The sequence below is a fragment of the Mesorhizobium sp. WSM4836 genome, assembly GCF_055811815.1.
Map to the genome: position 1 here is coordinate 12,281 of NZ_JBVVQF010000036.1, position 22,539 is coordinate 34,819.

The 22,539-nt window shown below is 63.5% G+C and carries 20 protein-coding genes; 13 read left to right on the forward strand and 7 right to left on the reverse strand.

What is annotated here, in order from left to right; translation table 11 throughout:
• The first annotated feature begins 173 nt into the window (after positions 1–173).
• The gene (locus tag AC0L2P_RS29260) at positions 174–665 is read left to right on the forward strand and encodes an FxsA family protein (RefSeq protein WP_473506352.1); all 492 of its coding nucleotides are present in this window, start codon (positions 174–176) and stop codon (positions 663–665) included.
• 112 nt (positions 666–777) lie between these two features.
• Positions 778–1,278 (forward strand): protein-export chaperone SecB, encoded by a 501-nt coding sequence (gene secB, locus AC0L2P_RS29265; protein WP_254817954.1) that lies wholly within the window; start codon positions 778–780, stop codon positions 1,276–1,278.
• Positions 1,279–1,365: 87 nt separating this feature from the next.
• Here secB and dnaQ read toward each other — a convergent pair whose 3' ends face one another.
• From dnaQ to AC0L2P_RS29290, 5 genes are all read right to left on the reverse strand, one after another.
• Complete coding sequence (gene dnaQ / locus AC0L2P_RS29270; protein ID WP_473506353.1) at positions 1,366–2,085, reverse strand: DNA polymerase III subunit epsilon; 720 nt, start codon at positions 2,083–2,085, stop codon at positions 1,366–1,368.
• Positions 2,086–2,172: 87 nt separating this feature from the next.
• Positions 2,173–2,775: a dephospho-CoA kinase gene (gene coaE / locus AC0L2P_RS29275; protein WP_473506355.1), complete on the reverse strand. Its 603-nt coding sequence runs from the start codon at positions 2,773–2,775 to the stop codon at positions 2,173–2,175.
• Positions 2,772–3,614, reverse strand: coding sequence for a shikimate dehydrogenase (locus AC0L2P_RS29280; protein ID WP_473506357.1), 843 nt, complete (start codon positions 3,612–3,614; stop codon positions 2,772–2,774). The genes coaE and AC0L2P_RS29280 overlap by 4 nt, the downstream gene beginning before the upstream one ends.
• Positions 3,607–4,206 carry a Maf-like protein gene (locus tag AC0L2P_RS29285; protein ID WP_473506359.1) on the reverse strand — a complete coding sequence of 200 codons (600 nt, stop codon included), beginning with the start codon at positions 4,204–4,206 and terminating at the stop codon, positions 3,607–3,609. Before AC0L2P_RS29285 ends, AC0L2P_RS29280 begins: the two co-directional genes overlap by 8 nt.
• 171 nt (positions 4,207–4,377) lie before the next feature.
• Positions 4,378–5,196 carry a pyruvate, water dikinase regulatory protein gene (locus AC0L2P_RS29290; protein ID WP_352869666.1) on the reverse strand — a complete coding sequence of 273 codons (819 nt, stop codon included), beginning with the start codon at positions 5,194–5,196 and terminating at the stop codon, positions 4,378–4,380.
• A gap of 401 nt (positions 5,197–5,597) precedes the next feature.
• On the opposite strand from AC0L2P_RS29290, the gene hemE reads away from it, so the two are divergent.
• The 3 genes from hemE (at position 5,598) to rho (ending at position 8,603) form a co-directional block, all read left to right on the forward strand.
• Positions 5,598–6,626, forward strand: a complete 1,029-nt coding sequence (gene hemE / locus AC0L2P_RS29295; RefSeq protein ID WP_473506361.1) for a uroporphyrinogen decarboxylase — start codon at positions 5,598–5,600, stop codon at positions 6,624–6,626.
• A 2-nt stretch (positions 6,627–6,628) separates the two neighbouring features.
• Positions 6,629–7,174 carry a protoporphyrinogen oxidase HemJ gene (gene hemJ / locus AC0L2P_RS29300; RefSeq protein ID WP_473506392.1) on the forward strand — a complete coding sequence of 182 codons (546 nt, stop codon included), beginning with the start codon at positions 6,629–6,631 and terminating at the stop codon, positions 7,172–7,174.
• A gap of 163 nt (positions 7,175–7,337) precedes the next feature.
• Complete coding sequence (gene rho / locus AC0L2P_RS29305) at positions 7,338–8,603, forward strand: transcription termination factor Rho (protein ID WP_473506363.1); 1,266 nt, start codon at positions 7,338–7,340, stop codon at positions 8,601–8,603.
• 220 nt (positions 8,604–8,823) lie between these two features.
• Here rho and AC0L2P_RS29310 read toward each other — a convergent pair whose 3' ends face one another.
• Entirely contained in the window at positions 8,824–10,842 is a 2,019-nt protein-coding gene (locus AC0L2P_RS29310) for a thioredoxin domain-containing protein (RefSeq protein WP_473506365.1), read from the reverse strand.
• A 59-nt stretch (positions 10,843–10,901) separates the two neighbouring features.
• On the opposite strand from AC0L2P_RS29310, the gene mnmE reads away from it, so the two are divergent.
• The 5 genes from mnmE to AC0L2P_RS29335 all read left to right on the forward strand — a co-directional run bounded on the left by mnmE (position 10,902) and on the right by AC0L2P_RS29335 (position 16,813).
• Complete coding sequence (gene mnmE, locus AC0L2P_RS29315; RefSeq protein ID WP_473506367.1) at positions 10,902–12,230, forward strand: tRNA uridine-5-carboxymethylaminomethyl(34) synthesis GTPase MnmE; 1,329 nt, start codon at positions 10,902–10,904, stop codon at positions 12,228–12,230.
• Between the two features lie 307 nt (positions 12,231–12,537).
• Entirely contained in the window at positions 12,538–14,412 is a 1,875-nt protein-coding gene (mnmG, locus tag AC0L2P_RS29320) for a tRNA uridine-5-carboxymethylaminomethyl(34) synthesis enzyme MnmG (RefSeq protein ID WP_473506369.1), read from the forward strand.
• Positions 14,409–15,050 (forward strand): 16S rRNA (guanine(527)-N(7))-methyltransferase RsmG, encoded by a 642-nt coding sequence (gene rsmG, locus AC0L2P_RS29325; RefSeq protein ID WP_473506371.1) that lies wholly within the window; start codon positions 14,409–14,411, stop codon positions 15,048–15,050. The genes mnmG and rsmG overlap by 4 nt, the downstream gene beginning before the upstream one ends.
• Positions 15,051–15,084: 34 nt before the next feature.
• A complete protein-coding gene (locus AC0L2P_RS29330; RefSeq protein WP_084642633.1) occupies positions 15,085–15,885 on the forward strand; it encodes a ParA family protein in 801 nt (266 codons plus the stop codon).
• 46 nt (positions 15,886–15,931) lie between these two features.
• On the forward strand, positions 15,932–16,813 hold the full coding sequence (locus tag AC0L2P_RS29335) for a ParB/RepB/Spo0J family partition protein (RefSeq protein ID WP_473506372.1): 882 nt from the start codon (positions 15,932–15,934) through the stop codon (positions 16,811–16,813).
• A gap of 237 nt (positions 16,814–17,050) precedes the next feature.
• Here AC0L2P_RS29335 and holA read toward each other — a convergent pair whose 3' ends face one another.
• Positions 17,051–18,097: a DNA polymerase III subunit delta gene (gene holA / locus AC0L2P_RS29340; RefSeq protein ID WP_473506374.1), complete on the reverse strand. Its 1,047-nt coding sequence runs from the start codon at positions 18,095–18,097 to the stop codon at positions 17,051–17,053.
• A gap of 648 nt (positions 18,098–18,745) precedes the next feature.
• Here holA and AC0L2P_RS29345 point away from each other — a divergent pair.
• Genes AC0L2P_RS29345 through AC0L2P_RS29355 form a run of 3 tightly spaced genes read left to right on the forward strand, consistent with a single transcriptional unit; the run spans position 18,746 to position 22,377 of the window.
• Positions 18,746–19,978, forward strand: coding sequence for a thiamine pyrophosphate-dependent enzyme (locus AC0L2P_RS29345; protein WP_473506376.1), 1,233 nt, complete (start codon positions 18,746–18,748; stop codon positions 19,976–19,978).
• Positions 19,979–19,980: 2 nt separating this feature from the next.
• A complete protein-coding gene (locus tag AC0L2P_RS29350; protein WP_473506378.1) occupies positions 19,981–20,994 on the forward strand; it encodes an alpha-ketoacid dehydrogenase subunit beta in 1,014 nt (337 codons plus the stop codon).
• Positions 20,995–21,003: 9 nt separating this feature from the next.
• Positions 21,004–22,377 carry a dihydrolipoamide acetyltransferase family protein gene (locus AC0L2P_RS29355; RefSeq protein ID WP_473506379.1) on the forward strand — a complete coding sequence of 458 codons (1,374 nt, stop codon included), beginning with the start codon at positions 21,004–21,006 and terminating at the stop codon, positions 22,375–22,377.
• Positions 22,378–22,539 lie beyond the last annotated feature (162 nt).

Genomic DNA, 22,539 nt, shown 5'->3' on the forward strand with positions numbered 1-22,539 from the left:
TGGCCGGACCAGCGGCCAAGCAAGGGCCCCGATCACATAGCGTTCAGTATCCAAAGCATATAGAACGCATGGCGCAATCATTCAAATCAAAGGCAGCCATACCTATCTAACAGCTCTGGTGCCAGCGGCGATTGCTCGCCGGTCGGCAAAACATCGAAACGATCGGTCAAGATTTGCGTATCTCGCTGTTTCCCCTGTTTGTGCTCGCGCTTCCGCTGCTGGAGATAGCCGGTTTCGTCATTGTCGGCCGCCAGATCGGCGCGCTGGCGACGGTCGGGCTGGTGCTGGCCTCGAGCGTCGCCGGAGCCTTGCTCCTTCGACACCAGGGCTTTGGCGTCATGGCCAGGGTGCGTGCCGAAATGGATGCCGGGCGTGATCCGAGCGGCCAGCTTGCGCATGGCGCCATGATCGTGCTGGCCGCAATCCTTTTGATCATCCCCGGCTTCATCTCGGACATTTTCGGCATTCTGCTGTTCCTGCCACCGGTGCGCGATCTTGCCTGGCGAATGCTGAAAGGCCGCATCGTACTGGCAACCGATTTCAGCGGTGGCTTGCGGGCAAGGCAACGCGGCAAGACCATCGATCTCGGCGACGGCGACTATTCGCGCGCCGACGACCATACGCGCGGACCGGATTCCCCTTGGCGCCGCCTCAAGGACGAGTAGTCCAAGGCAATCGGCGTCTTTTGCAAACTTGTCTTGTCGGGCCGGCCATGATAGCGAACGCCCGAATTTCAATCCGGTCAGCAACGCTGCCGAGGCAAAAGGATCACAGCTTATGGCCAGCAACGACGACGCGCCGACCGGCGCGGCCAACGGTAATGGAAATGCGGCGCAGCCTTCGCTCAACGTGCTTGCGCAATATGTGAAGGACCTGTCCTTCGAAAGCCCCGGCGCACCGAACTCGTTGCGCGGCCGCGACAAGGCTCCCGGCATCGCCATCAACGTCAACGTCAACGCCAACCCGCTTTCGGACAAGCAGTTCGACGTCAATTTGACGCTGAACGCAAAAGCGTCGTTCGACCAGGAAGTGCTGTTCAACGTCGAACTGGTCTATGGCGGCGTCTTCGCCATCAGTGGCTTCCCGCAGGAGCACATGCTGCCGATCCTGTTCATCGAATGCCCGCGGCTGCTGTTCCCGTTCGCCCGGCAGATCATTGCCGAGGCAACACGCAATGGCGGCTTCCCGCCGCTGATGCTCGACCCAATCGATTTCGCGCAGATGTTCCAGCAGAAGCTGGCCGAGGACCAGGCTGCCGCCAAGGTCAAGGTGAGCTGAAGCGGTTGTCTCGATAGAGTGGAAAACCCGGCCTTGCGCCGGGTTTTTTTGTTTGGATGCCGGCGAAGGAACGCTACCGTCAAAATATTACGCTGCGGAACTCGCTTCCTGGGCGACGCGCAACCAAAGCGCCTTTTCGCCCAATGTGCCAACCATGCCTGTGTGTGCTGCGCGCTCGGCATCGGTCAGGCGCGGGGGTAAGGCGATTGCCCGCACACCGATCGAAATGTCGATGTCGTCGACATTCTGCCTCCCGCCCGCCGGCGCCGTGATGCTGTCGAGGATGAGGCTTGCCTGCTTGCCGCCGATAAGCTCGATGTAGACCTCGGCCAGCAATTCCGAATCGAGCAGCGCGCCGTGCTTGGTGCGGCGGCCGTTGTCGATGCCGTAGCGGCGGCAGAGCGCGTCGAGCGAATTGGGACCCATCGGATGCTTGCGGCGCGCCAGCGCCAGCGTGTCGACGATCCGCCCCGGATCGATCGCCGGCTGGCCAAGCCGGCCGAATTCGAGATTGAGGAAGCCGATGTCGAAGCCGGCATTGTGCGCGACCAGCTTGGCGCCGTCGATGAAAGCCAGAAACTCCTCAGCGATCTGCATGAAAGTGGGCTTGCCCTGAAGATCGGCGGCGCTGATGCCGTGCACGGCCTGCGCCTCGTGATGGATCTGGCGGCCTTGCGGGTTGATGTATTTGTGGAAGGTGCGGCCGGTCGGGAAACGGTTGACCAACTCGACGCCGCCAAGCTCGATGACGCGGTCCTCGCGCGTGTCGAGGCCGGTGGTTTCCGTGTCGAAGATGATCTCGCGCATCGAATCAGTCCATTGGTTCCGGCGACATTCTAAGCCGAATCACACCCGGAACAAAATGGCAACAGATAAAAGTGGGCTGCAAGCCTTTTACGCAGGCCTGGCAGGCTTATCCCCGACTAGTTCGGCGATGATGGCCTTGACGGCGGCGCGAGCGGCGTCAAAGCCCTGACCGGTGTCGATGACGAAGTCGGCGCGCCGGCGCTTTTCGGCATCGGGAACCTGCCTGGCCAGGATCGACGCCAGTTTCTCCTCGTTCATGCCCGGCCGCGCCAGCACGCGGGCGCGCTGGACTTCAGGCGGCGCGGTGACGACCACGACCTTGTCGACGCGGTTGCGGCCGCCGGTCTCGAACAGCAGCGGGATATCGAGCACGGCAAGCGGCGCGCCGGCGGCGCGATTTTCAGCCAGGAACGCATCGGCATCGGCACGGACCAGCGGGTGGATGATCGCTTCCAGCCGTTTCAGCGCGGTTGCGTCGCCGAGCACCCGTTCCGCCAGCTTTGGGCGATCGACCGCACCGGATCTGGTGGTCCCGGGAAAGGCCGCCTCGATCAAGGGCGCGGCCTTGCCGGCATAAAGCCGATGCACCGCTTCGTCGGAATCATGGACCGGCACGCCGGCTTCGGCAAACATCTTGGCCGTGGTCGACTTGCCCATGCCGATCGATCCGGTGAGGCCGAGCACGATCATTTTATCGCACCGATATGGGCAATGATCAGCTGGCGCAGTTCGGTGGTGACCTGTGGCTTGGTGCCGAACCAGCGTTCGAAACCGGGCACCGCCTGGTGCAGCAGCATGCCGAGCCCATCGACGGTCCTCAGGCCGCGCGCCTTGGCCGCGGCAAGCAGCGGCGTCTCCAGCGGCACGTAGACGATGTCGGTGACGATGGCGCGGTCCGGCAGTCTGTCCGGATCGGCGGACAGGCCTTCATTGCCATGCATGCCGAGCGCTGAGGTGTTGACCAGCAGGCCGGCATCCCCAAGCAATTCGCCGGTCGCCGTCATGCCATGAGCGGAAACGCCTGTACCGAAGCGGTCGCGCAGCTCCTGCGCCCTCGCAAGCGTCCGGTTGACGATGCGGATGTCGCTGATGCCGCGCTGCTTCAGCGCATGAATGACCGCGCGAGCGGCGCCACCGGCGCCCACCACCACGGCCGGGCCGTTGGCCGCCCAGCCCACTACATACTCGTCCAGATTGGCGGCAAAGCCATGCGCGTCGGTATTGCCGCCCCACAATTCGCCGTCCTCGAACCACAGCGTGTTGACCGCACCGATTTGTTCGGCCGCGTCGTCGCGGTGCGCCACCAGTGCGAAGGCGGCTTCCTTGTGCGGGATGGTGACGTTGCCGCCGCGGTAGCCTTGTGCCTGCAGCGTCTGCAGGAATTCGGCAAATGCTTCCGGCGCAACGTCGATGGCCTCGTAGACGCCGTCGACGCCGTATTTCCCCAGCCAGTAGCCGTGGATCTTCGGGGACCTGGAATGCGCGATTGGGTGGCCGGTTACGAAGGCTTTTTTCGGGGCCTCAGCCATCGATCGCCCCGAGCTCGCGCAGCTTGGCCAGCACTGGCAAAAGCGGCAGGCCGACAATGGTAAAATAGTCGCCTTCGATTTTTTCGAACAGCTGGATGCCTTCGCCTTCGATCTGATAGGCGCCGACGCTGGACAACGTCTTGGCGCCGACGCGCGCCAGATGGCGGCCGATAAAGGCCGGATCGAGCTTGCGCATGGTCAGACTGGCGATGCCGACATGCCGCCACAGAACCTGGCCGTCACGGGCGAGCACGACGGCGCTGTTGAGATGATGCGTCTTGCCCGACAGCGCCAGCAGATGACGGCGCGCCCCTTCCATGTCGGCCGGCTTGTGGAACAGCTCGTCGCCGAGCGACAGCGTCTGGTCGCAGCCGAGCACCAGGGCGTCGGGCTTGCGCTCACTGACTTCGGTGGCCTTGGCTTCGGCAAGCACCAGGGCGACGTCCTCCGGCGACACGCCACTATTCTGCAGCGGCGCCTCGAGCGCGCGCTCATCGACAGAAGCCGGAACCGCTTCGACAGTGACACCGGCATTGACGAGCAGCGCCTTGCGGAACGGGCTGCCCGAGGCAAGGATGATTTTTTCGGCCATTTTTTTCGCCCGTTTCCTGGCGCTCACTAGGGTGTGTCGAGATTCAGGTCAGGCCGAGCCGAAAAAATGATGGCTTCCGAGAACCGGAGCGGAGCGTACTTTTTCGTACGTAAGCGCCGGATGCCAGGAAGCCGCCGTTTGCAAGCCGGCATCACCTGAATATCACACGCCCTAGCGCGTCTTGCCGCGCAGGGCAACGATCGCCGCCGCGGTCTCCTCGATCGAGCGGCGGCTGACGTCGATCATCGGCCAGCCATGCCGGGTGCATATCTGGCGGGCATAGGCGAGCTCTTCGGCGATCGCGGCACGGTCGACATAGTCGGTCGGCTCATAGGCGCTGGTGCCGAGAATGCGGTTCTGCCGGACTTGTGAGATGCGTTCGGCGGTGGCGACCAGGCCGACGATCAGCGGCCTCCTGGCATTGACCAGGCTTTCGGGCACCGGCACGCCAAGCACGATCGGAATGTTGGCGGTCTTAATGCCGCGATTGGCGAGATAGATACTGGTCGGCGTCTTCGAGGTGCGGGAAATGCCGACAAGCACGATGTCGGCATCGTCCATATTGGCCGGCAGCTGGCCGTCATCATGCTCCATGGTGAAATTGAGCGCGTCGATGCGGCGAAAATATTCAGCGTCCAGCACATGCTGGGCGCCGACGCGGCGGCCGGCCGGCGTTCCGAGATAGGACTGGAACACCGTCAGCACCGGCTCCAGCACCGAGACGCAAGGCAGGCCCATCGCCGCGCAGCGTTCGTCGATGCCACGGGCAAGCTTCTGGTCGACCACCGTGTAGAGGATGATGCCGGGCTCCTCCTCGATGTCCTCGAACACCTTCGTCACCTGCTTTTCGGTGCGGATCAGCGGGTAGATGTGTTCGATGGCGCGCGCGTCCTTGTATTGCGCGGAAGCCGCGCGGCCGGCGGCCAGCAGCGTTTCGCCGGTGGCGTCGGAAATCAGGTGAAGGTGAAAGAAGCTCTGCGGTTTGTTCACAGGATACGTTCCAGGCTGTGGGCCGATGTGGATAAGCCGAGCGGAAAACTCAGCCACCGCGAAGCGACTGTATCAGATGTCGGTTTGTCCACAATTCGATGTGCTGTCGGCTTCTCCGGGCGGTTGGGGACAAGTCCGGGGACGGAGCTTTTTGCCTTTGCGTCATCCACAGGGGCAATTTCCCTGGCCTGGTGGCAACGCATTGACTCCAGTCGTAAATTCCCGACTTTCCACAAAGACCTGCAATCCCGTTGGAGAAGCGCGCGACAATATGCTGGCTGGTCTTTCCGAGGGCAAAGCGGGACAGGAGACAACCACCACAACCAACAGACTCTTAGAATCATAAGATTCCTAGAAATAGAATATTTAATTATAGGGAAGCCTTGAAAGGCGAGCGCTCAATGCCTCAAGACCGGATCGTGCTGGACGTATTGGGAGGCAAGGCAGTGTTTCCGCCGCCGCTCTGGATGATGCGCCAGGCTGGCCGCTATCTGCCGGAATACCGGGAGACGAGGAGAAGGGCCGGATCGTTCCTCGATCTTTGCTATGACCCGGATCTCGCTGTCGAAGTGACGCTGCAGCCGATCGAACGCTTCGGCTTCGACGCATCGATCCTGTTTTCCGATATCCTTGTCGTGCCTCATGCGCTGGGCCGCGACGTGCGCTTCGAGGAAGGCCGCGGCCCGCTGCTGACGCCGATCTCGGCTGTGGAGATCACTGCTCTCGACGGCGAAACGTTTCACGTGAATCTCGAGCCGGTCTACGAGACGGTGCGGCGGTTGCGCGCCAGACTGCCTGATGAAACGACGCTGATCGGCTTCTGCGGTGCGCCCTGGACGGTAGCGACCTACATGATTGCCGGCCACGGCACGCCCGACCAGGCGCCGGCCAGGCTGTTCGCCTATCGCGAGCCGGCGGCCTTTCTTCGGCTGCTGAAGGTGCTCGCCGATCATTCGGCTGCCTATCTTATCCGCCAGATCGAAGCCGGCGCCGACGTGGTGCAGATCTTCGATTCGTGGTCAGGCGTGCTCGACGAAGCATCTTTCGAATCGTTCTGCGTCGAGCCGGTGGCTGAGATCGTCCGGCAAGTGAAGGCTGCCCATCCCAATGTTCCGATCATCGGCTTTCCCAAAGGTGCTGGAGATCACTATCGAAGCTATCGCCAAAAGACCGGCGTGACTGGGCTGGGCCTGGACTGGACCGTGCCCTTGTCGACGGCGAAGGATTTGCAGCGTGACGGTGCCGTGCAGGGCAATCTCGATCCGCTGCGGCTTGTAGCCGGCGGCAGGGCGCTTGCCGACGGCGTGGCGGCGATCCTGAAGGCGCTGGGCGACGGGCCGCTGATCTTCAACCTTGGCCACGGCATCACGCCGGAGACGCCGCTGGCGCATGTCGAGCAGATGGTGAGACTGGTGCGGAGCGCATCGTGACGATGATGGGCGCAGACAATGCGAACGGCACCAACACCGGCATGAGCGCGATGCGCCGCGCGGCAATTGCGATCGCCATTTTTCTCGTGCTGGCCGGGCTGCTGTTTCTCTTCGGTCCCGATGATTTCTATCCCTGGGCGAAGGCGATCCATGTGATTGCCGTCATCTCCTGGATGGCGGGCATGCTCTATCTGCCGCGCTTGCTGGTCTATCATGCCGATGCCGAGAAAGGCTCCGTCCAGTCGGAGACTTTCAAGGTGATGGAGCGCCGCCTGCTGCGCGGCATCATCAATCCGGCAATGGTGATTACCTGGGCATTCGGCCTGTGGCTCGCCTGGAAAGGCTTTGGTTTTCAGGGCGGCTGGCTGCATGCCAAGATCGCCGCAGTGATTGGCCTGTCGGCCGTGCACGGCTATCTCGCCGGCGCCGTCCGCAAATTTTCCGAAGACCGCAATGAAAAATCGGCAAGGCACTGGCGGATCGTCAATGAGATCCCTACATTGCTGATGATCGTCATCGTCGTCCTGGTTATCGTAAAACCGTTCTGACGTCTTCGGTTGCCCGCAAAAGGCGGCTTGCTCTTTCAACCGACCGACGATAAAAGACGGGTCTTCCTTCCCGTCATGCGCCGCCCCTTTTTCGCTTTCGGCCGCGCCCGGCATTTGTCGCATCCCGCCGATATTTCTCCCAAAGCTCATTCAGAGTCCGTCTATGCAAGAAATGAAACTCACCGAGTTCAAGAACAAGAAACCACCAGAGCTGATCGCTTACGCCGAATCGCTCGAGGTCGAGAACGCCAGCGTCATGCGCAAGCAGGAGCTGATGTTCGCGATCCTGAAAAAGCTGGCGGCGCAGGATATCGAGATCATCGGCGACGGTGTCGTCGAAGTGCTGCAGGACGGCTTCGGCTTCCTGCGCTCGGCCAATGCCAACTACCTGCCCGGCCCGGACGATATCTATATTTCGCCCTCGCAGATCCGGCGGTTTTCGCTGAAGACCGGCGATACGGTCGAAGGGCCGATCCGCAGCCCAAAGGAGGGTGAGCGCTATTTCGCCCTGCTCAAGGTCAACACGATCAATTTCGACGATCCGGAGAAGATCCGCCACAAGATCCACTTCGACAATCTGACGCCGCTCTATCCGACCTCGCGGCTTAGGATGGAGATCGACAATCCGACCGGCAAGGACATCTCGGCGCGCGTCATCGACCTGGTGGCACCGATCGGCAAGGGCCAGCGCGCGTTGATCAACGCGCAGCCGCGTACCGGCAAAACCGTACTGATGCAGAACATCGCGCACTCGATTACCGCCAACCATCCTGAATGCTATTTGATCGTGCTGCTGATCGACGAGCGGCCGGAGGAAGTGACCGACATGCAGCGCTCGGTGAAAGGCGAGGTGATTTCCTCGACCTTCGACGAGCCGGCGGTGCGCCACGTACAGGTCGCCGAAATGGTGATCGAAAAGGCCAAGCGCCTGGTCGAGCACGGCCGCGACGTCGTCATCCTGCTGGATTCGATCACCCGCCTCGGCCGCGCCTACAACACCGTCGTGCCGTCATCCGGTAAGGTGCTGACCGGCGGTGTCGACGCGAACGCATTGCAGCGGCCGAAGCGCTTCTTTGGCGCCGCCCGCAACATCGAGGAGGGCGGCTCGCTGACCATCATCGCCACCGCGCTGATCGATACCGGCAGCCGCATGGACGAGGTCATCTTCGAAGAGTTCAAGGGCACCGGCAACTGCGAAATCCAGCTCGACCGCAAGGTGGCGGACAAGCGCATCTACCCGGCCATGGACATCCTCAAATCCGGCACCCGCAAGGAGGACCTTCTGGTTCCGCGCCAGGACCTGCAGAAGATCTTCGTGCTGCGCCGCATCCTGGCGCCGATGGGAACAACTGACGCCATCGAGTTCCTCATCGACAAGCTCAAGCAGACCAAGACGAATGCGGATTTCTTCGATTCGATGAATACGTAGGACCAGAGGCCGGCGATCCTTCGCGCCCCCCTCTGTCCTGCCGGACATCTCCCCCACTTGGGGGGAGATCGGCAGCTTCGCCGACAGCGTCGCTTTTGAAACCTTGGTGGTTGGCGAAATCCGTGATGACGGCCAATCTCCCTCCTTGTGGGGGAGATGTCCGGCAGGACAGAGGGGGGCGCTGTCCCTCCAACGCTCCCCGGTTCTGCGCACCTTGCGCCTACTGAGGACGCAAATGCCGCTCCAACTCTTCAGCTTCCGTTACCACCGGCAGGCAAACCTGCCCGGTGCACAACCAGGCGCCCGGCTTGTCGGTTGGCGGCAGGACGCCGCCCGGAAGGGCCGGCAGGTTTTCGGCAGCGCCCGCCGGCACGACGATGTCCACCCGACGGGGGTCTGGATTTCGATTCGCAACGGGAACAAGCCTTGGATTCTTCGGCATATCGACGATCACCAGCTTCAGCGGCTCAAGCGCCAGGGAACAGGCATTGACTATGCCCGCCTGGCCATAGCCCTGGTGCTCGGCCCGCCCGGCCGCATGCTCTGCGACCATCCAGGCTTTTTCCCAGAGTTCGAGATCGCCGGTCAGCGACGACAATCGGACCAGCGCTTCGATGATCTGGCCGGTAGCGGAAGGAATGGCTTCATCGACATCGCCGCGGATGCGGATCGGCACATCCGCGCTGTCCGATGCGGTCAGATAGTAGCCGGTCTTGTCGCTGTCGCGGTGCCAAAGATCGAGTTGCTCAATGAAGTTCCCGGCGCGATCGATATAGTCGGGATTGCCGGTCGCCTCGAACAGTGAGATGGCGGCGTTGGCCATGGCCGCATAGTCGCTCGACAGAGCCGGGAACAGCCTCTTTGCGCCGAGCATCGAATGCGGCAGGCGGCCGTCACGTCCGGCGCCCGCAATTGCGGCAAAGGCCGCTGCCGCCGCTTCGATCCAGTCGGATCGGCCAAGCGACCGCCCGGCCTCGGCAAGGGCTGCGATCATCAAGCCGTTCCAGTCGGTCAGGGCCTTGCCGTCACGTCCGGGCCGCACGCGCTGTTCCCTCGCTACCAGCAGCCTCTGCTTGAGCGGAACCAGCCGGGCACGATCGACGGCGCTTTGTGTTTGCTGGGCTTCGGTTTGGTGGATGATCGGCTTGCCTTCCCAGCCATGCGGGGCGGCAAGCGTGAAGTACTTGAAAAACAAGACTGATTCGTCTCCAAGGGCTGCTTCGAGTTCATCCCTGCTCCAGGTGTAGAACAACCCTTCTTCGCCTTCGCTGTCAGCATCGAGGCTGGCGGCAAAGGCACCGCTCCCGACCCGCATTTCGCGCAACAGCCAGGCAATCGTCTCTTCGATTCGCAGCCGAAACAATTCCTTGCCGGTCGCCGCACAGGCCCAGTTGCATAGCCGCACGAGCTGGGCGTTGTCGTAGAGCATTTTTTCGAAATGCGGCACCAGCCATTCGGCGTCGGTGGAATAGCGGCTGAGGCCGCCGCCACTATGGTCGTAGATGCCGCCGGCCAGCATCTTTTCGAGGCTGAGGAGAACGGCGTCGCGGTGGGATGTGGTGCCGTCGCGTAGCCAGGACAGCCAGAGGCTCTGCATGAACGGCGCGTTGGGGAATTTCGGCGCGCCGCGCAAGCCGCCCAAATCGCGGTCGATCATGCCGTCAATGCCGTTGGCGAGCTTCGCTAGCATGCCTCGGTCGAGCACGGCCTTGGCATGGCTGCCGGCCAGCCGCGCCTCGACATGCGCGGTCAAGCCGTCGGCACTTTGGTTAACGCTTTCTTTCTTCTCCCGCCAAGCCTTGTCGACCGCCTCCAGCACCTGGACGAAGCCTGGGCGGCCGTAGCGGGCTTCGCGCGGAAAGTAAGTGCCGCCCCAGAACGGCTTGCCGTCCGGGGTCAGGAACATGGTCAGCGGCCAGCCGCCTTGCTCGCCCATCGAGGATAGCGCCGCCACGTAGATCTGGTCGATGTCGGGCCGCTCCTCGCGGTCGACCTTGATATTGACGAAGAGACGGTTCATGACAGCGGCGACGCCGTCATCCTCGAAGCTCTCATGCGCCATGACGTGGCACCAGTGGCAAGCGGCGTAGCCGACAGAGAGCAGGATCGGACGCTGCAGCGCCTTTGCTTCGGCCAGAGCGGCGGGTGACCATGGTCGCCAGTGCACCGGATTGCCGCTGTGCTGCTGCAGATACGGACTGGCCTCTTCGGCAAGCAGGTTTTGTGCAGGCAATGTCACGGCGCAACTCGATGGCGGATTGAACAGGCATAGCTAGGGCGCTTCGGCAGAGCGGGCAAATGATTTCAAAAGACTCCATCGTGGCGCTGTCGAGCGGGCGCCTGCCAGCCGGCATTGCGGTGATCCGGATTTCCGGGCCGCAGAGTCGATTCGCGGCCGAAACGATTTCCGGATCTACGTTGCCGAACCGCATTGCCAGCTATCGCAAGCTCCGGGCGCCGGACGGATCGGTGCTGGACAGCGGCCTGATCGTCTTCTTTGCCGGTCCGGACAGTTTCACCGGCGAGGACATTGTAGAGTTCCACGTCCATGGTGGACGCGCCGTCGTGGCGAGAATGCTGCAAACCATCGCCTCGCTCGACGGCGTCAGGCATGCCGAGCCGGGCGAATTCACCCGCCGCGCCTTTCTCAACGGCAAACTCGACCTGGTCGAAACCGAGGCGTTGGCCGATCTCATCAACGCTGAAACCGAGGCGCAGCGGCGCTTCGCCGTGCACAATGCCCAAGGTGCGCAGAGTGAACTCTATCTGGGCTGGCGCCGACGGCTGATCCACGCCCGGGCGATGATCGAAGCCGAAATCGATTTTGCTGACGAGGATGACGTGCCGGGCTCGGTCGCCGATACGGTCTGGTCGGATGTCCGGGCCATGATCGAGGAAATAGAGCGCCATGTCGCCGGCTTCCGCGCTGCCGAAATTATACGCGACGGGTTCGAAGTCGTGATCCTCGGCGCGCCGAACGCCGGCAAGTCCAGCCTGTTCAACGCCCTGGCGCGGCGCGATGCGGCAATCGTCACCGACGAGCCCGGCACGACCCGCGACCTGCTCGAGGTGGTGCTGGATCTGGAAGGAATGCGGGTCAGGGTGACCGACACCGCCGGCCTGCGCGAGGCGCCCGGCGTGATCGAGGCGATCGGCATCGAGAAGGCCAGGACCAAGGCGCACAGCGCTGATCTGCTGTTGCTGCTGGAGGATATGGCGGATCCAATCACGATCGGTGTGCTGACTAGCGACATCCCGGCACTGAGGGTCGGAACAAAAATTGACCTGTTGAGGGGCAAATCACCCTCGCCCCCCGTCCATTATGATTTCGCCATCTCGACGCGGGACGGAACGGGTCTGGCCCAACTGCTGGACGAGATCGGGCGTCGTGCCGCGGCGCAAATCGGCAACGCCGGCGATATCCTACCGTCGCGGCTGCGGCACGTCGAGTTGCTAAACGAGACGAGACGGTTCCTGGTTGCGGCAGTCGCGGGTGGCGAGCGCGGGCAGGAGCTGCGGGCCGAGGAATTGCGCCTGGCGGCGGACCGCCTTGGGCGTATTATCGGCGCCGTCGACGTCGAGGACATGCTGGAGGTCATCTTCGCGCAATTCTGCATCGGCAAATGACTCACGTGAAACATTGGGCCGGCGGCCTGATAGGTGACTCACGTGAAACATAGTCGTTTCGTCATCCTCGGGCTTGACCCGAGGTTCCCATGCCGTGCCGTCCGCGCGAAATACCATGGAGCAAGACCGGCATCGCTATTCCATTCCAAGGAGACGGCACGGATCCTCGGGTCAAGCCCGAGGATGACGAGGTCCGGGGTTGTCGCGTCGCTTGGACTGTTTCACGTGAAACGACTCTGCCCCTGCGTCCTTGACAGCAGGCGTTCTCGGCGACATGTGTCGGTCCACCTTAATTCGGGATTCTGAGATGACCAATCACTATGATGTGGTTGTGGTGGGTGGCGGCCATGCTGGGTGCGAGGCGGCCAGTGCCGCCGCGCGGGCTGGCGCCAGAACGGCACTGGTGACGCTGCGCTTCGACACGATTGGCGTGATGTCCTGCAATCCGGCGATTGGCGGCCTCGGCAAGGGCCATCTGGTTCGCGAGATCGACGCCATGGACGGGCTGATGGGACGCATTGCCGACGCGGCCGGCATCCAGTTCCGCCTGCTCAACCGCCGCAAAGGGCCGGCTGTGCGCGGTCCTCGGACGCAAGCCGACAGAAAACTCTATCGGCTCGCCATGCAAGCGGCGATTCGCCAACAGGCCGGTCTCGACGTGATCGAGGGCGAGGTTCTGGATTTCGAGATCGACAATGGACGCGTGGCGGCTGTCCTGCTGGCGGATGGGAGCCGGCTCGCCTGCGGCGCCGTGGTGCTGACAACCGGCACCTTCTTGCGCGGGCTGATCCATATCGGCGAGAAAAAAATTGTCGCCGGCCGCATGAACGAGCAGGCGAGCATCGGCCTGTCGGCGACGATGAGCCGCGCCGGCTTCAAGCTCGGACGGTTGAAAACCGGCACGCCGCCGCGGCTGGACGGCAAGACGATCGATTGGGCGTCACTGGAGAGCCAGGCCGCGGACGAAGATCCCGAGCCGTTCTCGCTGCTGACCGAGCGCATCGAAAACCCGCAGATCCATTGCGGCATCACCCGAACGACCAATGCGACGCACGAGCTGATTCGCGCCAATCTTGGCCGCTCGGCCATGTATTCGGGGTCGATCGAGGGCGTCGGGCCGCGTTATTGCCCGTCGATCGAAGACAAGATCGTCAAGTTCGGTGACCGCGAAGGCCACCAGATTTTTCTGGAGCCGGAAGGGCTCGACGACGATACGGTCTACCCGAACGGCATTTCAACCTCGCTGCCGGAGGACGTGCAGCTCGACATCCTGAAGACCATTCCGGGGCTGGAGCGGGCAACCATGTTGCAGCCGGGTTATGCCATCGAGTATGACCATGTCGACCCGCGCGAGCTCAAGCCGACGCTGGAAACCAAGCGGATCGCCGGGCTTTTCCTCGCCGGCCAGATCAACGGCACAACCGGCTACGAGGAGGCCGGCGCGCAAGGGCTGCTTGCCGGCTTGAATTCAGCGCGCAAGGCGTCGGCGAGCGACGAAATCGTGCTCAGCCGCACCGAAGCCTATATCGGCGTGATGGTCGACGATCTGACCAGCCGCGGCATCGCCGAACCGTACCGCATGTTCACCTCGCGGGCCGAGTTCCGGCTATCGCTGCGAGCCGACAACGCCGATGAGCGGCTGACGCCGATGGCGATGAGACTGGGGATTGCCTCGCCGGAGCGAATGGAGCGGTTCAACAATGTCGTACAACACCTTGAGAAAGCGCGACAGCTCGCCCTCGGCACCACGATGACTCCCAATGAGGTGGCGCGCCATGGGCTCGAGATCAACCGGGACGGCATCCGTCGCTCGGCCTATGAGTTGCTGGCCTATCCCGGCGTTGACATCGCCTGGCTGGCGCGCATCGAGCCGGCTTTCGCCGCGATAGACAGCAAAACGGCCGAACGTCTTGAAACGGAAGCCAAATATTCTGTCTATCTCGACCGCCAGCAGGCCGATGTTTCGCAGATCAGGCACGAGGAGAGCCGGCTCATTCCCGAGTCGCTCGACTTTGCTTCTGTTCCCGGCCTGTCGAACGAGTTGAAGCAGAAGATGCTGGCACGCCAGCCGCGTTCCATCGCTGACGCGCAGCGTATGGAAGGCATGACGCCGGCCGCGCTGGCGATTATTGTCGCACATGTGCGCAATGCCGAGGCGCCCGCGCGAAAGCAGGTCGCGTGAGCGCTGCGTCCTGGGCAAACCTGCAAGCGGCGGCAGGCCCGGTTTCACGTGAAACATTCAGTCGTCTGGTCGAGTTCGAGGCCGTCTTCCAAAAATGGAATCGCCGGATCAATCTGGCCGCGCAATCGACGCAGGACGATGTCTGGCGTCGCCACATCCTCGACAGCGCGCAGCTGGCGCGAATCAAACCGGAGGCGAATCGCTGGGTCGACCTCGGCTCCGGCGGCGGGTTTCCCGGCCTCGTGCTGGCCTTTCTGCTTGCCGAGCGGGAAGGCGCCGGCATCGACCTGGTTGAAAGCAACCGAAAAAAAGCATCGTTCCTGCAAGCGGTCGTCGGCCAGTTCAACCTGCCTGCCAAGGTCATCGCGCGCCGCATCGATGACAGCTATCCTCTTGTTCCTGCACCGCAAATCGTCACAGCCAGGGCACTCGCCTCGCTGCCGGCCTTGCTCGACCTGGCGGCACCGTGGCTGACCAAGGGGTCGCACGGCCTGTTTCACAAAGGCCGGGATTACCGCGCCGAACTGGCAGAAAGCGCTCAACGATGGTCTTTCGATCTGGTAGAACATGCCAGTGCAACCGACGCGCAAGGCGTCATTCTCGAAATATCCGACTTGCGACAGCACCCTGGCTTGTGACCGGCGACCCCAAATGAATTTCTGGCATAGACCCATGATGAAGAACGGCCCCCGAATCATCACCGTCGCCAACCAGAAGGGCGGCGTCGGCAAGACGACGACGGCAATCAATCTGGCCACCGCACTGGCCGCCATAGGCGAACAGGTGCTGATCGTCGATCTCGACCCGCAGGGCAATGCCAGCACCGGGCTTGGCATCGACCGGCGCGACCGCACCGTATCCTCCTATGATGTTTTGACCGGCGAACTCGATCTCGAAGCAGCGGCGATCCCGACGGCGGTGCCAGGCCTGTCGATCGTGCCGTCGACGCTCGACCTGCTCGGAATCGAGATGGAAATCGCCTCGGCGCCGGATCGGGTGCTGCGGCTGCGCAACGCGCTGCGGGCTTCGGCCGAGCGCTCGGCCAATTTCGGCTATGTACTGATCGACTGCCCGCCATCGCTCAACCTGCTGACACTGAATTCGATGGCTGCCGCCGATTCGGTGCTGGTGCCGCTGCAGTGCGAGTTTTTCGCGCTGGAGGGCCTGAGCCAGCTTTTGGAGACGGTCGAGCAGGTGCGCCGTTCGATCAACCCCGACCTGACGATCCAGGGCATCGTGCTGACCATGTTCGACGGGCGCAACAATCTCGCCAACCAGGTGGTTCAGGATGTCCGGGCGCATATGGGCGACAAGGTCTACGAGACCGTCATCCCGCGCAACGTTCGGGTCTCGGAAGCCCCGTCCTATGGTAAGCCGGCGATTCTCTACGACCTCAAATGCTCGGGCAGCCAGGCCTATCTGCAGCTTGCTTCGGAAGTGATCCGCCGCGAGCGCAAATTACGTGCCGCCTGACAGTTAACGACAAGCCGATTCGACACCGAAACGATCTGGACGGACTATGAACGAAGACCCTTCGAGAAAAAGACTGGGCCGGGGACTGGCGGCGCTGATTGGCGAAATCGATCGCCCGGCGGCGCCGGAAAAGCCGGGCCTGGCGGCAGACGGCAAGGTGCCGATCGAGTTCCTCAGCCCCAACCCGAAGAACCCGCGCCGGCATTTTGGCGACGCCGACCTCACCGACCTCGCCCAGTCGATCCGCGAGCATGGCGTGGTGCAGCCGGTGGTGGCGCGGCCGTCGAAAACGCAGTCGGGCCGCTACGAGATCATCGCCGGCGAGCGTCGTTGGCGCGCGGCGCAACGCGCCGGGCTGACCGAAATCCCGATCATCGTGCGCGACGTCAACGATCGCACGGCGCTAGAGCTGGCGATCATCGAAAACGTCCAGCGCACCGACCTCAACCCGGTCGAGGAGGCGCTCGGCTATCAGCAACTGATCGACGATCACGGCTATACCCAGGCCGATCTCGGCCAGGTGATCGGCAAAAGCCGCAGCCACGTCGCCAATACGCTGAGACTGCTCAAGCTGCCCGACGTCATTCGCGACATGCTGGTCGACGGCGCGCTCTCGGCCGGCCACGCCCGCACCCTGGTGACGGCCGACGACCCGGCCGGGCTTGCCAAGCGGATCATCGACGAGGGGCTTTCGGTGCGCCAGGCCGAAGCTTTGGCGCAGATGCCGGTCGGCGCGCCGACGGCAAAGCGCCAGCCTGCGCCCCCGCCGCAAAAGGATGCCGACACGCTGGCGCTGGAAAAGCTGATGACCAATACTATCGGCATGATCGTCACGATCGAGCACAACCAGCGCGGCGGCGTGATCAGCGTCGCCTATCGGACGCTGGAGCAGCTCGACGAGCTTTGCCGAAGGCTGAAGCGGGAGTAGGGTTGCCAAAACGTCGAGGTCTTTAGCCGGCAAACAACGTTTTTTCTGCGGCGCCGGTCATTGGCGAAATCGTCGAAGTAGTTCATCTCCCTCCTTGTGGGGGAGATGGCCGGCAGGCCAGAAGGGGTCGTATCACATCAAGCGCCCAAGCCGTCTGTCGTCGCGGAAGGGGCTGGTGTTCCACGCGCTGCGACCCCGTCTGTCGCCTTCGGCGACATCTCCCCCTCGAGGGGGAGATCAGGTGCGCTGCGCCAGCCTTGCGCTCTCCGCGGCAATGCCGAGCAGCGCCTGGCGTGCCAGCGCGACCGACAGATCCGGCCGCCGGCGTGTCTGCAGGATCGCCGTCTGCAGACGGTTGAGTGCGCGGCCGAGCGCTTCGCTGCTCCACCGTTCGAGGGCTTTCTCCACCAGCTTGCGCCGCGAGAAAAAAACCGGCGGGCGCGCCGCGGCAACGACCGAAGCGGCATTGCGGCCGCCGGCGTCCATCTGGCCGCGCATGGCCTGGATCGCCTGCAACTGCCGCATTGCCGATGAAAGCACCAGGAACGGCTGGCCGCCGGACTGGCAATGACGGGTGAAAGCGCTGTCGAAGTCGCCGATCCTGCCTTCAAGCAGGGCGTCGACTGCCGCGTCGAAAGAGAGGCCGGAAACGTCGCCGGACATCGCCTTGACGTCGTCGAGGCCGATCTCCTTCTGGCCGTGCGCATAGAGCACCAGCTTTTCGATCTCGCCGCGCGAGGCCAGCCGGTCGCCGCCGAGATTGCGGCGCAGCGCCTGCCGCGCTTCCATCGTCATCGACATGCCGACCTTGCGCAACTCGTCGTCGATGACCGTATCGATGTCCCTGGCTTCGTCGGCATAGCAAGGCAGGGCCATGGCAGTGTCCGCCGCCTCCACGATGGAACGCAGCCCGACGCCTTTCTTCAGGTCACCGGCTTCAATGAGTATGATGGCGTCCCGAGCGGGCTCTGCTGTCAGCGCCTTGACGTCGTCGGCAAGCGCCTTCTGGCCTGAGGCATTGCGCACCCAAAGCAGACGCCGCTCGGAAAACATCGGCACGGTGCGCGCTTCGTCGAGCAGGCGGCCTTCGTCGCGGTCGACTTCCGAACCGTCCAGCTTGACCACCGAGAACGGATCGTCGAGCGGCAGGCCGGACTTGACGGCAAAGGCTTTCGCGCGCTCGGCGACAAGGCCGCGATCGGGTCCGTAAAGCAGCACGATCGAGACGCGCGGATCCGGCTTCGCGAGCCATGAATCGACCTCATAAGCTTTCTTCTGTGCCATGGGTGTTGGTTAGCATGGCGCGGGCGCGGGGTGAACGAGGGACAGCGTATTGTTTCAAGACCGTCGGCTGGGCAGACGGGGCGCGAAAGAAGGGGCCGGCCTCTCAAGGCTTGGGTTCCTCGCCCACCGCAAAGCGGGGGAGAGGTGGCCGCGAAGCGGCCGGAGAGGGGGCCTCTTCGTAGAGCGCGGGGGGGGCGCCCCGGGGGGGGGGGGGGGGGGGGGGCCCCCCCCCCCCCCCCCCGGGGGGGGGGGGGGGCCCCCCCCCCCCCCGGAGAGGGGGCCTCTTCGTAGAGCGCGGCTCCCCCTCTCCGTCTCGGCTTCGCCGAGCCACCTCTCCCCCACTTTCGTGGGGGCGAGGAACCCAAGCTGAAATGATGCCGCGATCTTCGGCAGGACAGAGGGGGATAAGAAGAAACTCGACAGAGGAATCTTGCCGCAGGAATTCACTCCTTTTGCGCCAAATCAGGCCGGACCATTCGCCAAATTGCGCGCCGGTGCGGAAGATCGACAAGAAATTTCGCCGACATATCTGCATCTTGTCTGCCGGGGTAGCCAACGTCGGCGGCAGCGAAGCCCTACCCGACGAATTGGCACTGGTCCGGCGGTGTGCAAATATCCTGGCCAGGCAACAGTGGAGGAACCGAAATCATGGCCGATGCCGGAATGCTGCGCTTCCATGTTCCGGAACCGGAAGTGCGGCCGGGCGGGACGCCGGATTTCTCCAATGTGAGCATTCCCAAGGCTGGCTCGGTGCCGCGCCCGAAGATCGACGTCGACCCACGCGACATCCGCGATCTGGCCTTCTCGATCATCCGTGTGCTCAACCGCGCCGGCGAGGCGGTCGGCCCGTGGGCCGGGCTGCTTTCGGACGAGGAGTTGCTGGAGGGGCTGCGCCATATGATGACGCTGCGCAGCTTCGATGCGCGCATGCAGATGGCGCAGCGCCAGAGCAAGACCTCGTTCTACATGCAGCATCTCGGCGAAGAGGCGGTGAGCTGCGCCTTCCGCAAGGCGCTGTCACCGGGCGACATGAATTTTCCGACCTATCGGCAGGCCGGCCTGCTCATCGCCGACGGCTACCCGATGGTCACGATGATGAACCAGATCTATTCCAACGAGGCCGATCCGCTGAAAGGGCGGCAATTGCCGATCATGTATTCGTCGAAGGAGCACGGCTTCTTCTCGATCTCCGGCAATTTGGCGACGCAGTACATCCAGGCGGTCGGCTGGGCGATGGCCTCGGCGATCAGCAACGATTCAAAGATCGCCGCCGCCTGGATCGGCGACGGCTCGACCGCCGAATCCGACTTCCACTCGGCGCTGGTCTTCGCCTCGACCTACAAGGCGCCGGTCGTGCTCAACGTCGTCAACAACCAGTGGGCGATTTCGACGTTCCAGGGCATCGCCCGCGGCGGCTCCGGTACGTTTGCCGCCCGTGGCCTCGGCTTCGGCATCCCGTCGCTGCGCGTCGACGGCAACGACTATCTCGCCGTCCATGCCGTGGCCAAATGGGCGGCGGAACGGGCGCGCAGCAATCTCGGGCCGACGCTGGTCGAATACGTCACCTACCGCGTCGGCGCGCATTCGAGCTCCGACGACCCGTCGGCTTACCGGCCGAAAGCCGAGTCCGATGCCTGGCCGCTAGGCGACCCGATCGTCAGGCTGAAGAACCATCTCATCCAGCGCGGCGTCTGGTCGGACGAACGCCACGCCCAGGCCGAGGCGGAAATCCTCGACACGGTGATTTCGGCGCAGCGGGAGGCCGAGCGTCACGGCACGCTGCATGCCGGCGGCAAGCCCTCGGCGCGCGACATGTTCGAGGGCGTCTATGCCGAGATGCCGCCGCATCTCAGGCGCCAGCGCCAGCAGGCAGGGGTCTGACCATGCCGCGGCGGACCATGATCGAGGCAATCCGCGACGCCATGGACGTGTCGATGGCGCGCGACGAACGCGTCATCGTGTTCGGCGAGGATGTCGGCTTCTTTGGCGGCGTCTTCCGCTGCACGCAGGGCCTGCAGGCGAAATACGGCAAGAGCCGCTGCTTCGATGCGCCGATCAGCGAATCCGGCATCGTCGGCGCTGCTATCGGCATGGCCGCCTACGGGCTGAAGCCTTGCGTCGAGGTGCAGTTTGCCGACTATGTTTATCCGGCCTATGACCAGATCGTCTCGGAAGCGGCGCGGCTGCGCTACCGGTCGAATGGCGATTTCACCTGCCCGATCGTCGTGAGAATGCCGACCGGCGGCGGCATTTTCGGCGGCCAGACCCACAGCCAGAGCCCGGAGGCGCTGTTCACCCACGTCTCCGGCCTGAAGGTCGTGGTCCCGTCCAATCCGCATGATGCCAAGGGCCTGCTGATCGCGGCAATCGAGGATCCCGACCCGGTGATCTTCCTGGAGCCGAAGCGGCTTTACAACGGCCCCTTCGACGGTCATCACGAGCGGCCGGTAACGCCATGGTCGAAACATGATCTCGGCGAAGTCGCCGATGGCCACTACACGGTCCCGCTCGGCAAGGCGGTGATCCGGCGGCAGGGTGCGGCAGTCACCGTGCTTGCCTACGGCACGATGGTCTATGTCGCCCAGGCGGCGGCCGAGGAGACCGGCATCGATGCCGAGATCATCGATTTGAGGACACTGCTGCCGCTGGATCTCGAGACGATCGTCGCCTCGGTCAATAAGACCGGGCGCTGCGTAATCGTGCATGAGGCGACGCTGACATCCGGGTTCGGCGCCGAACTTTCAGCGCTGGTTCAGGAGAACTGCTTCTACCATCTGGAAGCGCCGGTGGCGCGGGTCACCGGCTGGGACACGCCCTATCCGCATGCGCAGGAGTGGGACTATTTTCCCGGTCCTGCCCGGCTAGGCCGCGCGCTGGTCGAAACGATGGAAGCCTGAGGGGGAACGATGGGCGAATATGTCATCAAGCTGCCCGATGTCGGCGAAGGTGTCGCCGAGGCCGAGCTCGTCGAATGGCAGGTCAAGGTCGGCGATCTCGTGCGAGAGGATGCCGTGCTTGCCGCTGTCATGACCGACAAGGCGACGGTCGAAATTCCTTCGCCCGTCGATGGCGAAATCGTCTGGTTGGGCGCCGAGATCGGCGACACGGTGGCGATCGGCTCGCCGATTGTCAGGCTGAAGGTGGCGGGCGAGGGTAACGTCAGGGTTGGCGCGACGCTTGCAGACGTTACGGCGAAGGGTACCCCTGACGATACGCGGGCTCGCCCGTCCTCAGGCTTGGAGCCGTCATCACCCAATTTGGCGCCGTCATCCTCGGGCTTGTCCCGAGGATCTGCCGTCCCACACGGACATGACGCGATCAGTTCCGAGAGGTCGGTAGATCCTCGGGACAAGCCCGAGGATGACGGCGCCAGGTCCAAGGTCAACAGCGCGCCGCGTCCGGAGGGCGAAAAGCCGCTGGCCTCGCCGGCCGTCCGCCTCAGGGCGAAAGAGGCCGGCATCGACCTCCGGCAGGTCCCGGGAACCGGTCCGGCCGGCCGCATCCGGCACGAGGACATCGACGCGTTCCTGGCACGCGGACCGCAGCTCGCGAAGGCCCCTGGCCTCGCCCGCAACGAGGCGGTCGAGGACATCAAGATCGTCGGGCTCAGGCGAAAGATCGCCGAGAAGATGACGCTGGCCAAGTCGCGCATCCCGCACATCACCTATGTCGAGGAGATCGACGTCACCGCGCTCGAGGATCTGCGCGCCGCGCTCAACAAGGAGAAACGGCCGGGCGCGGACAGGCCGAAGCTGACGCTGCTGCCGTTCCTGATGCGGGCGATGGTCAAGGCAATCGCCGACCAGCCCAATGTCAACGCGCTGTTCGACGACGAAGCCGGCATCGTCCACCAGCATGGCGGCGTCCATATCGGCATCGCCGCGCAGACGCCGTCGGGGCTGATGGTGCCGGTGGTAAGACACGCCGAGGCGCGCGACATCTGGGACTGTGCAGCCGAGGTTGTCAGGCTGGCCGAGGCGGCAAAATCCGGCACGGCGACGCGCGACGAGCTTTCGGGATCGACCATCACCATCACCTCGCTCGGCGCCATGGGCGGCCTGGCAACGACGCCGGTGATCAATCATCCGGAAGTGGCGATTGTCGGGGTCAACAAGATGATGGTGCGGCCGGTATGGGACGGCACCCAGTTCATCCCGCGCAAGATGATGAACTTGTCCTCCAGCTTCGACCACCGCGTCATCGACGGCTGGGACGCGGCGGTGTTCATCCAGCGGATAAAGGTGTTGCTGGAGACGCCGGCGCTGATTTTTGTGGATTGAGGGGATGCAATTGATCGCGAAGCACGAGGAAAATCGTCGGAAAGTGCCGGCGTTGGAATGCGGGCTCCCCCTTCTCCCCTTGTGGGAGAAGGTGGATCGGCGCGATAGCGCCGAGACGGAGGGGTGTTCCATGGAACGCCAACGTCTCACTCCGCTGGAACA

Excerpts from the sequence above, each read along its gene's own strand:
- AC0L2P_RS29285 (WP_473506359.1), bottom strand. The coding sequence starts at position 4,206 with ATGGCCGAAAAAATCATCCTTGCCTCGGGCAGCCCGTTCCGCAAGGCG.
- AC0L2P_RS29350 (WP_473506378.1), top strand. The coding sequence starts at position 19,981 with ATGCCGCGGCGGACCATGATCGAGGCAATCCGCGACGCCATGGACGTG.
- AC0L2P_RS29330 (WP_084642633.1), top strand. The coding sequence starts at position 15,085 with ATGATGAAGAACGGCCCCCGAATCATCACCGTCGCCAACCAGAAGGGC.
- AC0L2P_RS29345 (WP_473506376.1), top strand. The coding sequence starts at position 18,746 with ATGGCCGATGCCGGAATGCTGCGCTTCCATGTTCCGGAACCGGAAGTG.
- hemJ (WP_473506392.1), top strand. The coding sequence starts at position 6,629 with ATGATGGGCGCAGACAATGCGAACGGCACCAACACCGGCATGAGCGCG.
- coaE (WP_473506355.1), bottom strand. The coding sequence starts at position 2,775 with ATGATCGTGCTCGGCCTCACCGGATCGATCGGCATGGGCAAGTCGACC.
- AC0L2P_RS29355 (WP_473506379.1), top strand. The coding sequence starts at position 21,004 with ATGGGCGAATATGTCATCAAGCTGCCCGATGTCGGCGAAGGTGTCGCC.
- hemE (WP_473506361.1), top strand. The coding sequence starts at position 5,598 with ATGCCTCAAGACCGGATCGTGCTGGACGTATTGGGAGGCAAGGCAGTG.
- holA (WP_473506374.1), bottom strand. The coding sequence starts at position 18,097 with ATGGCACAGAAGAAAGCTTATGAGGTCGATTCATGGCTCGCGAAGCCG.
- AC0L2P_RS29280 (WP_473506357.1), bottom strand. The coding sequence starts at position 3,614 with ATGGCTGAGGCCCCGAAAAAAGCCTTCGTAACCGGCCACCCAATCGCG.
- rho (WP_473506363.1), top strand. The coding sequence starts at position 7,338 with ATGCAAGAAATGAAACTCACCGAGTTCAAGAACAAGAAACCACCAGAG.
- dnaQ (WP_473506353.1), bottom strand. The coding sequence starts at position 2,085 with ATGCGCGAGATCATCTTCGACACGGAAACCACCGGCCTCGACACGCGC.
- secB (WP_254817954.1), top strand. The coding sequence starts at position 778 with ATGGCCAGCAACGACGACGCGCCGACCGGCGCGGCCAACGGTAATGGA.
- mnmE (WP_473506367.1), top strand. The coding sequence starts at position 10,902 with ATGATTTCAAAAGACTCCATCGTGGCGCTGTCGAGCGGGCGCCTGCCA.
- mnmG (WP_473506369.1), top strand. The coding sequence starts at position 12,538 with ATGACCAATCACTATGATGTGGTTGTGGTGGGTGGCGGCCATGCTGGG.
- AC0L2P_RS29335 (WP_473506372.1), top strand. The coding sequence starts at position 15,932 with ATGAACGAAGACCCTTCGAGAAAAAGACTGGGCCGGGGACTGGCGGCG.